We start from the raw sequence: 12,075 nt of genomic DNA on the forward strand, positions 1-12,075 counted from the left end.
TTGCTCCGGACCGCTCTGCGGCTATGGTCGCCGGGAAATGCGCAAAGACAGGTTAGCGATGAATTCCCCTTCCAGCACAGTCAAAGGCGCATGCGGGCACGATTGCCCCGATACCTGCGGCTGGGTGGTGACCGTGGACCAGGGCCGCGCCACGGCGCTGGTGGGTGACCGCGACCATCCCTTCACGCGCGGAACACTTTGCGCCAAGGTTAACCACTACCTCGACAAGGTCTACCACCCTGAGCGCGTGCTCCATCCGATGAAGCGTGTGGGGCCCAAGGGCAGCGGCCAGTTCGAACGGGTATCGTGGGACGAAGCCCTCTCCGATATCGCCGCACGCTGGCAGGCTGTCATCAGCGACTACGGTGCCGAGGCGATCCTACCTTACTCTTCTGCCGGAGTTCAGGGCCTCGTCCAGCAGGCCTCGCTCGACATGCGGCTGTTCGGCGCGCTCGGCGCCAGCCGGCTCGATCGCAACATCTGCGGTGCGGTTGCCGCAGCGGGAATGACTGCGACGCTGGGCGTGGGTTCGGGCATCGATCCCGAAGACGTAGCCCATGCCAAGCTGATCGTGTTGTGGGGCACCAACACCGTAGTCACTAACCTGCATTACTGGCCGCAAGTGAAGGCCGCGCAAAAAGCCGGGGCGACGCTGGTGGTCATCGATCCGGTGCGCACCCGCACCGCGCAGGAAGCGGACTGGCACATCCAGCCGCTCCCCGGCAGCGACGCCGCGCTGGCCATGGCGGTGATGCACGTGATGCACCGCGACAGGCTTGTGGACGAGGAATACGTGCGCGCTCATGCCGTGGGTTATGACGCGCTGACCCAGCGCCTGCCCGCCCATTCGCCCGAGGCCATGGCACCGATCATCGGCCTGCCGGTGGCGGATATCGAGCGTTTCGCCCGCCTCTATGCCACCACCCAGCCGAGCCTGCTGCGACCGCTGATCGGCATCGAGCATCACATCAACGGCGCGATGCAGTTCCGCGCCGTCTCGTGCCTGCCGGTGCTCAGTGGTGCGTTTCGCCACCGCGGCGGCGGCATTGCGCGGTCGACCCACGCGCTACATTACGCCGCGCTCGACATGCAGTCGGTCGAACGCCCGGACCGGTGGCAACCGGCGCGCACGCTCAACATGCGAGATCTGGGCAAGGACCTCTGCGATCCAGCACTCGATCCGCCAGTCAAGGCGCTGATGGTCTATGGCGCGAACCCGGCGGTGACGATCCCCAATCAGGCGCTGGTCGAAAAGGGCCTCGCCCGCGAAGACCTGTTCACCGTGGTGCATGACCTGTTCGTCACAGACACCGCGCGGTACGCCGACTATGTTCTGCCGGCGACCAGCCAGATCGAGCACCTCGACCTGTCGCCGGCGTGGGGGCACCTCTACCTCGCGCTCAACCGTCCGGCGATCGAACCGCCAGGGGAGGCGCTGTGCAACACCGAACTCTTCCGGCGGCTGGCCAAGGCGCTGGGGCGGACCGAGCCGTGGCTTTACGACAGCGATGAAAGCATGATCCGCGCAGCGCTGGCTAGCGGGCATCCATGGCTGGAGGGAATCACCTTTGAGCGGCTGTGGGACGAAGGCCATGCGCGCCTGTCCGCGCCCGAGGACTGGCGGCCTTTTGCCGAGGGCGGCTTCCCGACACCTTCGGGCAAGGCTGAGCTGTGGTCCGACACGCTCGCCGACATGGGCCATGACCCGCTACCCGGCGTTGGCGCAATCCGGCGCGAGGCGGGACTGCAACTGATCACCGGCAAGGCCCACGCCTTTCTCAACTCCGGCTACAGCCACATGAATCCGCACCGCAAGCGCGCGGGCGAGCTGTTCATCGAACTCGACCCCGCCGATGCGGCAACCCGCGGTCTGGCCGAAGGCATGCTGGTGCGCGTCCACAATGCGCTAGGCGAAGTCCACGCCCACTGCCGCGTGTCCGACCGCCTGCGCCCCGGCCTCGCCTGGATGCCCTTCGGCCACCTCGAGGACGCCAGCGGCGTGAGGCGCGGGGTCAACGTGCTGACGGATGAGGCGCCGACCGACTGGGGCGGCGGCACGGGGTATTATGATGCGTTTGTTGAGGTGGAGGGGATCTAAGGCACCAGCACTGTATCGCGCGCCACCTTCAGCGTTTGCGGATAGTCGAGCGTGTAGTGCAGCCCCCGGCTCTCCTTGCGGGCGAGGGCCGAGCGGACGATCAGGTCGGCGCATTGCAGCAGGTTGCGCAGTTCGATCAGGTCGGTCGAAACGCGGAAATGGCCATAATAATCCTCCACCTCGGTGGTCAGCAGCTTGATCCGGTGCGCCGCGCGTTCGAGGCGCTTGGTGGTGCGCACGATGCCGACGTAGTTCCACATGAAGCGGCGAATTTCGGTCCAGTTTTGCTTGATGATGACTTCTTCGTCCGAATCGGTGACCCGACTTTCGTCCCAGCCGCGCACTTTCGGTGGGGCATCGAACCCATCCCAGTTGGCCAGGATATGGGCCGCCGCCGCCTCACCGAAAACGAAGCATTCGAGCAATGAGTTCGAGGCGAGCCGGTTCGCGCCGTGCAGCCCGCTTTCAGTGCATTCGCCTGCGGCATAGAGCCCCGGCAGGTCGGTTCGCCCGTCCAGATCGACGAGTATCCCGCCGCAGGTGTAGTGCTGCGCCGGCACCACCGGGATCGGTTCCTTGGTCATGTCGATGCCGAGGCCAAGCAGTTTTTCGTAGATGTTCGGAAAGTGCGCCTTCACGAAATCGGCGGGCTGGTGGCTGATGTCGAGGTGGACAAAATCGAGCCCGTCACGCTTGATCTCGGCATCGTTGGCGCGGGCGACGACATCGCGCGGGGCCAGTTCCAGCCGCTCGTCGTAATCGGCCATGTAGCGGTGACCGGTCTTGGGATTGAGCAGGTGGCCGCCCTCACCGCGAACCGCCTCGGTGATCAGGAAGTTCTTGACGTCGAGGTTGTAGAGGCAGGTCGGGTGGAACTGCATCATCTCCATGTTTGAGACGCGCGCACCGGCGCGCCAGGCCATGGCAATGCCGTCGCCGGTCGCCCCGCGCGGCGCGGTGGAGAATTGATACACGCGACCTGCCCCGCCGGTCGCCAGCACCGTGGCGCGGGCGGTATGGGCCTCAACCTTGCCGGTGTTCTCGTCGAGCGAATAGACGCCCCAGACCCGGCCCGATCCGGAATAGCGTTCCTCGTGACGACCGGTGATCAGATCGACGCAGGCGCGGTGCGGCAGCAGGGTGATGTTGGGGTTGGCCTCGCAGGCGCGCAGCAGCGCTTCCTGCACGGCCCAGCCGGTGGCGTCGTTTACGTGGACGATGCGGCGATGCGAATGGCCGCCCTCGCGCGTCAGGTGGAGGTGTTCGCCTTCCGAATTGAAAGGTACGCCCAGCTGGGCCAGCCTGTCGATCGCGTGCGGCGCGCGCTCGATGACAAATTCCACCGTTTCGAGGCGATTGAGTCCGGCCCCGGCAACCATGGTATCGCGGATGTGGTTCTCGAACGTGTCCCCCGCATCGAGCACGGCGGCGATCCCGCCTTGCGCCCATGCGGTCGACCCGCCGGAGAGTCCGCCCTTTGCCAGGACCAGGACCTTGAGGTTCTGGCCCAGCGCCAGCGCTGCGGTAAGCCCCGCGGCGCCGGATCCGACAATGATCACATCATGCTGCATCTCGCACCGATCCTTGGCGCAATTGGCGGCCCAAGAAAAGCGCCTTGCCGTTTTGCAGCTTCGGCCAGTCGCCAAAGCCTCCACAATGGATGCGGTTCGGGAACCGTGGTCAACGCTTACGGGTTACAACTCTTGCCAGTCTGCTTGCCCCAAACTGCCTGCCGGAGTCACGCCGATGCGCAAACCCGAATTTCCTCTGTGCTGGTTCAACCGCCACACACCGATCCGTGACCGCGCGAAGTGGGACGGCACCCATTTCATTTCGACCTGCAGGTTCTGCGGCTCCGGCATTCGCCGCCGCAGCGCGGGCCACTGGCACAAGGATTGGGAACCGGACCATGAAGGTCAGCCCGCTTGGCTGTGATCCGTCAGTCCACCTCCGCGGGCGGGAGCGGAATTAGCCGTCCGCTGCGCTCGTCAGGCTGACGAAGACGTCTTCTAGATCAGGCTCGCGGGTGGTCACGTCGATGATTGAGAGGCCCTGCGCCTGAACAAGTGCCAACACTTCGCCGGCGTTCATCCGGCTGGTGTCATAAGTTATCGCCAGTCCGCGCTCGCCTTCTGCCTCGCACTTGATGAAGGCCGGGTGCGTGGGCAGCGCACCAACCACTTCGGAAAGCGTGAGCGCCACGACTTTTTCATGCGCCATGTTGACGAGTTCGCGCGTCGGCTTGTCAGCAATCACGCGGCCATGGTTGATGATCGCGATGCGGTCGCACAGTTCCTCGGCCTCTTCGAGGTAATGGGTGGTGAGCACCACAGTCACCCCTTCGGAATTAAGCTGGCTGACAAGCTCCCACAATTGGCGGCGCAGTTCGACATCGACCCCGGCAGTCGGTTCATCGAGCACGATCACAGGCGGGTTGTGGACCAGCGCCTTGGCAATCAGCAGCCGCCGTTTCATCCCGCCGGACAGCGTGCGCGAATAGGCATTGGCCTTGTCCGACAAGTGCACCGCCGCCAGCAGTTCCAGCGTCCGCCGCGCCGCTTTGGGCACGCCGTAGAAGCCGGCCTGGTTTTCCAGCACTTCGGCCGGCGTGAAGAACGGATCGAAGACAACTTCCTGCGGGACGATGCCGATGGCGCGCTTGGCGTTGCGCGGGTCGGCATCAATATCATGCCCCCAGATCGAGACGTGGCCTGAAGTCTTGTTGACGAGGCCCGCGAGGATATTGATCAACGTCGACTTGCCTGCGCCGTTCGGACCGAGCAGACCGAATATCTGCCCCGCGGGCACATCGAACGACACATCGTTCAGCGCCTGCTTGCCGCCTGCATAGGTCTTGCAAAGATTGCGGATCGAGATTGCCGGGCCAAGCGTGGAACTGTCTTGCATGGATCGGCTCTTGCGACAGAGCCGGCTTTGCGTAAAGGGGAAACCAAGCGAATGACCCCCGGGAAGCACCATGACACAAGCCGCTCACTCACCTGCCGACAACGCCCCCGAAACCGTGACCGTCACCTCGACACGCGTGAAGTGCGATGGCGCAAGCGAGATTTCGCCAGCCCTGGGCCACCCGCGCGTCTGGCTGGAAATCGACGAGAAGGGCTATGTCGACTGTGGATATTGCGACAAGCGGTTCGTGCTTGAGGGTGGGCATCACTAAGGCCCTTCTTGTCCCATCCCTCTAGGTTCCTCAGGCTGCGAGGGACAACGTCCGGTCATCTTGCTCAACGTTGAATTCTTCGATTGCACGGGTCAAGGCAAGTGCCTCGCCGTCCAGCGTCCGCAGCGCCGCGTTGCTTTCTTCGACCATGGCCGCGTTCTGATGAGTCGCCATTTCGATCTGGGCGAACGAGACCTGCACGCTGTTGAGCTCCTTGGCGTTGGCACTGGCGGACTGCGCGATATTGCTGACTAGGTCCGCGATATGGACCACTTCGCTCATCAGGCTTTCCAGCACCTTGCCGCTTTCGGTGACCATCGTGACGCCTTCGGCGACCTGCTTGGTGGAATTGGTTACCAGCGCCTTGATTTCCATCGCTGCTTCCGCCGAACGCTGTGACAGCGCGCGCACTTCGTTGGCGACCACGGCAAAACCCCGGCCAGCGTCGCCGGCCCGCGCCGCTTCGACCCCGGCGTTGAGCGCCAGCAAGTTGGTCTGGAAGGCAATGCCGTCAATCAGGGTCAGGAACTGCGCAATCGCACTCGACGATTTTTCGATCGAAGCCATGGATTCCATGGCCTGCCGGACCACATCATAGCCGGCCTCTGCCTGCTGGCGGGAGTGGATGAGGGCCTCGCTGGCCTCGTTTGCCTTGTTGGCCCCGGAGCCAACCGATTCGCTGAGTGCCGAAATTGTCCGCAAGGTCGTTTCGACGGAACTCGCCTGCATTTCCGTGCGGGTCGCCAAGTCGTCGGCTGCCATCCTGATCTCGCTGGTGCCGTGCTGGACCTGCTGCGAAACATGAGCCACGCTGCCGATAAGGGCGGAGAGATTGAGCAGCGCGGCGTTGAAATCCACGCGAAGTGCCTCGAATGCCGCCGGGAAAGGTACGGTGATGCTCTTGTGAAGCCGGCCGGCCGCCATGTCGGTAAGGCCGCGGGCAATCTGCTCGACAACCAGTGCCCGCTCAGCTTCGTTGCGCAGGCGCTCGGCTTCGGCGACGCGCTCTGCCTCTTCCTTCGCCTGGCGCGCTTGCATCTGGCCAAGGAGGAACTGTTCAAGCTTGTTGGCAAGGCCGAGCAGGACCGTGCTTTCCACGATCACGACGACTGCGTGCAGCACCACCCGCGCAAAATCGCCAGACCCGCCGAACACCAGCATCGGCGCGGCAAAATTGAGCGCCAGATGGTGGACCGCTGTCATTGCGGCCCCGGCGAGAATCGGGCGCCAGTCGGCGAGTACGGCCAGAACCGCGATAACGGCGAAGAAGGACATGTGCAGGTCGATCTGCCAGGCGCTTCCAGACCACTGAAAGACGAGCAGCGCACTGTAAAGCGGCAGGGTCATGCCCAGTACCACTCGTGTAGATGCGTCACAGGCTCCTGTGCGAGCGGCGAAGGTGGGGTAGGTCGCCAGAGCGAGCGCGAGAACGGGTGCGATTATGCCGCTGGCCGACAGAAACGCGCCAGCCACGATTACCGCAACGCCGAGCCAGCAGACGATGGAAAGGGTCCGTACCCCCTGCCGGCGAAGCTCACTCAGTTCATTCATCAGGTGATCCAATCAAATTGCTTATTTCGGTTCAGGGCCGGTTGAACACAGGAAAGTCGGAACCGCGATCGGCACGACGCCTGATCGAAGCAGGGGAAGAAGCGCTGGCGAATGGACGAAGCGCACGTGCAGGCTTCCCGGAATCAAACCGCCGCCGAACAAGGCAAAGCTGCCGGAATCCTGCGATCGCAGGGCATGGCTTGCCGCCGCACTGCCTATCGGCACCAAAAGCACATCGCGCCCCGCTGCCGGATAGGCCAAGCAGATGCCCAGCGCTGCTGCACATATCGCGCCGTGCAGCAGCAAAGCCGTTTTCATCTCGGTAACGAAGGAAAAGAGGAACGCATTTCGCCCTCGTACAGGCGTGCAAGTTCGATTTCTGATAGAGCCGGACTAGGCACTGATACGCAGCCCGACCCAGTTCCTGTGCAATCAATGCCCCCTAGTACGCAGACTTCTGGTCATTCAAGGTCGTCAAGCGCACGAAACTCTAGGCTCTATGGCCATCCTTGCCGGCCCACCCTATATCCATCGCATGACCCTCCCCGATCCCCGTTCGCTCCTTTACCGCCAACTCGATCCTGCCGACGCGCTGGCGCTCACCCGCGATACGCTCAGCGCGTGCGACGATGGCGAACTCTACATGCAGTTCATCGCCAGCGAAGCCTTTGGCTTTGACGATGGCCGGCTGAAAACCGCCGACTATTCGCGCGACGCCGGGTTCGGCCTGCGCGGGGTTTCGGGCGAGATGACCGGCTTTGCCCATGCCAACGAGATCAGCGCCGCTGCGATCCGCCGCGCGGGCGAGACGCTCAAGCTGCTCGATCCTGCCGCGCAGGGGATGTCGCCACCGCCGAAAGCGACCAATCGCCACCTCTATACCGATGCCTCGCCGCTTGATGCTGTGCCGTTCGAGGCGAAGGTCAAGCTGCTTGAGGAGATCGACCGTGTCGCCCGCGCTCGCGATCCGCGCGTGGCGCAGGTCAGCGCCAGCCTGCTGGCATCCTGGTCGGTGGTCGAAATCGTCCGCGCCGATGGTTTTGTCGCCACCGACGTGCGCCCGCTGGTGCGGCTCAACGTTTCGATCGTTGCCGAGCAGAACGGCCGGCGCGAAACCGGATCGTTCGGCATGGGCGGTCGCAAGCTCTATGATGACCTGTTCGCGCCAGATGCGTGGAACGAGGCGATTGACCACGCGCTCAGTCAGGCACTGGTGAACCTCGATTCGGTCGATGCCCCCGCCGGCGAAATGACCGTGCTGCTTGGCCCCGGCTGGCCCGGCGTGCTGCTGCATGAAGCGGTCGGCCACGGACTTGAGGGCGATTTCAACCGCAAGGGCACTTCGGCGTTTTCGGGCCGCATCGGCGAGCGCGTTGGCGCCCCCGGTGTCACCGTGGTCGACGATGGCTCGATCGCGGCGCGGCGCGGGTCGCTGTCGATCGACGATGAAGGCACGCCAACGCAGGAAAACGTGCTGATCGAGGACGGCGTGCTCAAGGGCTATATGCAGGACCGGCTCAACGCGCGGCTGATGGGCGTTCCCGCCACCGGCAACGGGCGGCGCGAATCCTATGCCCATGCGCCGATGCCGCGCATGACCAACACCTTCATGCGCGGCGGCAATGACGATCCCGCCGAACTGCTCAGCCGGATCAAGAATGGCATCTACGCCAAGAGCTTTGGCGGCGGGCAGGTTGACATTGTCTCGGGCAAGTTCGTGTTTTCCTGCACCGAGGCCTACAAGGTCGAGAACGGCAAGTTGGGCGCACCGATCAAGGGCGCAACTTTGATCGGTGACGGCCCGACCGTACTCACCCGCGTCACCGGCATCGGCAATGACATGGCGCTCGATCATGGCGTTGGCGTCTGCGGCAAGGGCGGGCAAAGCGTGCCCGCCGGCGTCGGCCAGCCGACTTTGCTGGTCGAGGGCTTGACGGTTGGGGGTACGGCGTGATTTTCAGCGCAGGTTCAGGCGGCAAGACATAATAACTGCGTACATATTCCCGGGAGAATCGTGATGAAGAAGATCGTTCTCGCTCTTACTGCCGCCGCCGTGCTGGCGTCGCCTGTGGCCGTTTCGGCCAAGGGGCCCAAGCAAACGCCTGAAGAGAAGCTCGCCAAGCTGCTGGAAGGCCGTGTTCCGGGCAAGCCGGTGTCGTGCATCAGCCTGACCACCGCGCGCGATTCGCAGATCTTTGACAAGACGGCAATCGTCTACAATTCGGGCTCGACGATTTACGTGAACCGGCCAAGACTCGCCTCTTCGCTCGACGATGATGACGTGCTGGTGACAGAAACTCACGGCAGCCAGCTGTGCCGGCTCGATGTGGTAAAGCTGCATGAGCGCACGGGCATGTGGTATCGTGGTTTCGTCAGCCTTGATGACTTCGTGCCCTATCGCAAGGTGCCCAAGGGCAGCTGATAACGCATCGTGACGCGTGGACAGGGCGTACCGCTCGGACAGGCTTGGGCTCGCTGGATCCTGAGCCTGTTCTATTTCGCGGCTGGCGTTCTCCACCTGATATTTCCGGCGCCCTTTGCCGGCATCATGCCGCCATGGGTTCCGGCCCCCGATTTTGTCGTGGCAGGGACCGGTGTGGCAGAGATCGCCGGAGCCATTGCGCTGGTCCAGCCGTGGTCCGCGCCGCTGCGCAAGGCCGGCGGGATCGGACTGGCGCTCTATGCGCTCTGCGTCTGGCCGGCCAATTTTCAGCATATGTGGCTCGACATGGCGAAAGCCGACGGCGGCGCGGGCCTTGGCTATCACGTGCCTCGGCTTGCCTTCCAGCCGGTGCTGATCTGGCTGGCACTGTGGGCCGGGCAAGTCATCCGCTGGCCCTTCAACGATCACGCGGCTAAGGCGCGGTGATGAGCCAGACCTCCATTCTCGTCCTCACCACAGGCGGCACCATCGACAAGGCCTATTTCGATGCGCTGTCCGAATACCAGATCGTCGACAGCGGTATCCCCGAACTGCTCAAGGAAGCCCGCGTCGCCGTGCCGTTCCGCATGGTCGAACTGATGCGCAAGGACAGCCTTGAACTGACCGACGCCGACCGCGCCCTGATCGCCTCTGCCGCAAAGGAAGCGCCGGAAAGCCGCATCGTCGTCACTCACGGCACCGACACGATGACCGAAACGGCAAAGGTTCTGGCCAAAGCCGTTCCCGGCAAGACCGTGGTCCTCACCGGCGCACTCAGCCCGGCACGCTTCGCCGAGACCGACGCGCCGTTCAACCTCGGCATGGCCTTCGCCGCCGCCCAGACCGCCGGCCCCGGCGTGTGGATCGCGATGAGCGGGCAGGTGTTTGACGGGTTGAAGGTGACGAAGGACCGTGAGGCCGGGAAGTTCGTGGCGGTTTAGGCTCGCGTTATTCCCACTCGATCGTCCCCGGGGGCTTCGACGTATAGTCATAAACCACGCGGTTGATGCCTTTGACCTCGTTGATGATGCGCGTCGCGCAGCGGCTGAGGAAAGCAGCGTCGAAGGGGTAGATGTCGGCCGTCATGCCGTCGGTGCTGGTCACGGCGCGGAGCGCGCAGACGTTGTCGTAAGTGCGGTGATCTCCCATCACGCCGACGGTACGGACCGGGAGCAGCACGGCGAAGGCCTGCCAGATCTGGTCATAGAGACCAGCATTTCGGATCTCTTCGAGGTAGACCGCATCGGCCTTGCGCAGGATTTCGCAGCGTTCGTGATTGACCTCACCCGGGATGCGGATGGCAAGGCCCGGGCCGGGGAAAGGGTGCCGGCCGACGAAGATTTCGGGCAGGCCCAGCTCGCGGCCCAGCTCACGCACTTCGTCCTTGAACAGTTCGCGCAAGGGTTCGACCAGCGCCATGTTCATGCGCGCAGGCAGGCCGCCGACGTTATGGTGGCTCTTGATCGTTACAGACGGCCCGCCGGTGAACGAGACGCTTTCGATCACGTCGGGGTAGAGCGTGCCTTGCGCCAGGAAGTCGGCGCCGCCGAGCTTCTTGGCTTCTTCGTCGAACACGTTGATGAATTCGGCGCCGATGAACTTGCGCTTCTTTTCCGGGTCGGTAACGCCGGCAAGGCCCTTCATGAATCGCTCTTCGGCGTCCACGACGACCAGCGGGATGTTGTAGTGCCCGCGGAACAGCTCTTCGACTTGGCTACGCTCGTTCATGCGCAGCAGGCCGTGATCGACGAAGACGCAGTGCAACTGGTCGCCGATCGCTTCATGGATCAGCACGGCGGCAACGGCGGAATCGACCCCGCCCGAAAGCCCGCAGATGACCCGCCCCTTGCCGACCTGCGCGCGGATGTCAGCGATCTTGGTGGCGCGGAATTCGGCCATGGTCCAGTCACCGGCAAGGCCGCAGATCTTGTGCACGAAGTTGGAGATCAGCTTCGCGCCGTCGGGCGTGTGCACCACTTCGGGGTGGAACATGGTGGTGTAATAGCGCTTCGCTTCGTTCACGCAGATCGCAAAGGGCGCATTGGGCGAGGTGCCGATGACTTCGAAGCCGTCAGGCGCCACCGTCACCCGGTCGCCGTGGCTCATCCACACCGGGTATTTCTGGCCGACTTCCCAGAAGCCGTCGAACAGCGGGCTTTCCTTGTGAATCAGCACGTCCGCCCGGCCGAATTCGGCAGCGTGGCCGCCTTCGACCTTGCCGCCGAGCTGCACGCAGAGCGTCTGTTGGCCGTAGCATATGGCGAGAATCGGGAGACCAGAGTCGAAAATCGCCTGTGGTGCGCGGGGGCTGCCATCTGCCGTAACCGAGGCGGGGCCGCCTGACAGGATCACGCCTTTCGGCTTCATCCGGTGAAAGGCTTCCTCGGCCGAATTGAATGGCGCGATTTCGGAATAGACGCCCGCTTCGCGCACGCGGCGCGCAATAAGCTGGGTCACCTGGCTGCCGAAGTCGACAATGAGGACGGAATCAGAGGGCTGGACGGTCATGCAGAGCCGATAATGGCGGCTTACCGGCCTGTCCAGCCGATGGTGCCCGCGATCCCCAAATCCGCGCATCAGCTACGATTGCTGCATATGCGAAAAAGCCCTTGACATTTACTAACCTAGGTTATAGTAATGTAGGTAAGGAAGCCGGAAACGGCTGGAAATCAGGAGCAAACCATGATCACTCGCAATGAAACGGTGCTCGGCGCCGTCCTCGCAATTCTCGCCAGCACCTTGGGCTTCGCACTCACGCTGATGTAATCAACCTTCGAACCCGAACGGACCTGAATTCAGACGCCAGGTCCCTCCCCATGGGCCGTC

12 protein-coding genes are annotated in these 12,075 nt (G+C 63.5%); 7 read left to right on the forward strand and 5 right to left on the reverse strand.

Going from position 1 to position 12,075, the window contains the following annotated elements:
- Positions 1-58 precede the first annotated feature (58 nt).
- Positions 59-2,098 carry a molybdopterin-dependent oxidoreductase gene (locus RMO89_RS02150; RefSeq protein WP_310530971.1) on the forward strand — a complete coding sequence of 680 codons (2,040 nt, stop codon included), beginning with the start codon at positions 59-61 and terminating at the stop codon, positions 2,096-2,098.
- Here RMO89_RS02150 and nadB read toward each other — a convergent pair.
- A complete protein-coding gene (nadB, locus tag RMO89_RS02155) occupies positions 2,095-3,669 on the reverse strand; it encodes an L-aspartate oxidase (RefSeq protein ID WP_310530941.1) in 1,575 nt (524 codons plus the stop codon). The two genes, RMO89_RS02150 and nadB, sit on opposite strands and share 4 nt — an antisense overlap.
- Positions 3,670-3,844: 175 nt before the next feature.
- On the opposite strand from nadB, the gene RMO89_RS02160 reads away from it, so the two are divergent.
- Entirely contained in the window at positions 3,845-4,033 is a 189-nt protein-coding gene (locus tag RMO89_RS02160) for a hypothetical protein (protein WP_310530942.1), read from the forward strand.
- A 33-nt stretch (positions 4,034-4,066) separates the two neighbouring features.
- On the opposite strand, the gene RMO89_RS02165 is transcribed toward RMO89_RS02160, so the two are convergent.
- Positions 4,067-5,005: an ABC transporter ATP-binding protein gene (locus tag RMO89_RS02165; protein WP_310530943.1), complete on the reverse strand. Its 939-nt coding sequence runs from the start codon at positions 5,003-5,005 to the stop codon at positions 4,067-4,069.
- 70 nt (positions 5,006-5,075) lie between these two features.
- Here RMO89_RS02165 and RMO89_RS02170 point away from each other — a divergent pair, with 70 nt between their 5' ends.
- On the forward strand, positions 5,076-5,276 hold the full coding sequence (locus RMO89_RS02170) for a zinc-finger domain-containing protein (RefSeq protein WP_310530944.1): 201 nt from the start codon (positions 5,076-5,078) through the stop codon (positions 5,274-5,276).
- Positions 5,277-5,306: 30 nt separating this feature from the next.
- On the opposite strand, the gene RMO89_RS02175 is transcribed toward RMO89_RS02170, so the two are convergent.
- Both RMO89_RS02175 and RMO89_RS02180 read right to left on the reverse strand, forming a co-directional pair.
- Complete coding sequence (locus tag RMO89_RS02175; protein WP_310530946.1) at positions 5,307-6,827, reverse strand: methyl-accepting chemotaxis protein; 1,521 nt, start codon at positions 6,825-6,827, stop codon at positions 5,307-5,309.
- A 21-nt stretch (positions 6,828-6,848) separates the two neighbouring features.
- A complete protein-coding gene (locus tag RMO89_RS02180; RefSeq protein ID WP_310530947.1) occupies positions 6,849-7,145 on the reverse strand; it encodes a hypothetical protein in 297 nt (98 codons plus the stop codon).
- A gap of 217 nt (positions 7,146-7,362) precedes the next feature.
- On the opposite strand from RMO89_RS02180, the gene tldD reads away from it, so the two are divergent.
- The 4 genes from tldD to RMO89_RS02200 all read left to right on the forward strand — a co-directional run bounded on the left by tldD (position 7,363) and on the right by RMO89_RS02200 (position 10,190).
- Entirely contained in the window at positions 7,363-8,781 is a 1,419-nt protein-coding gene (tldD, locus tag RMO89_RS02185) for a metalloprotease TldD (RefSeq protein WP_310530948.1), read from the forward strand.
- Between the two features lie 63 nt (positions 8,782-8,844).
- Positions 8,845-9,249, forward strand: coding sequence for a hypothetical protein (locus RMO89_RS02190; RefSeq protein ID WP_310530949.1), 405 nt, complete (start codon positions 8,845-8,847; stop codon positions 9,247-9,249).
- Positions 9,250-9,258: 9 nt separating this feature from the next.
- Positions 9,259-9,696: a DoxX family protein gene (locus RMO89_RS02195; protein WP_310530950.1), complete on the forward strand. Its 438-nt coding sequence runs from the start codon at positions 9,259-9,261 to the stop codon at positions 9,694-9,696.
- A complete protein-coding gene (locus RMO89_RS02200; protein ID WP_310530951.1) occupies positions 9,696-10,190 on the forward strand; it encodes an asparaginase domain-containing protein in 495 nt (164 codons plus the stop codon). The genes RMO89_RS02195 and RMO89_RS02200 overlap by 1 nt, the downstream gene beginning before the upstream one ends.
- Positions 10,191-10,197: 7 nt before the next feature.
- On the opposite strand, the gene guaA is transcribed toward RMO89_RS02200, so the two are convergent.
- Positions 10,198-11,757: a glutamine-hydrolyzing GMP synthase gene (guaA, locus tag RMO89_RS02205; protein ID WP_310530952.1), complete on the reverse strand. Its 1,560-nt coding sequence runs from the start codon at positions 11,755-11,757 to the stop codon at positions 10,198-10,200.
- Positions 11,758-12,075: the final 318 nt, after the last annotated feature.

This window comes from Novosphingobium sp. (assembly GCF_031424035.1).
GTDB lineage: Bacteria > Pseudomonadota > Alphaproteobacteria > Sphingomonadales > Sphingomonadaceae > Novosphingobium.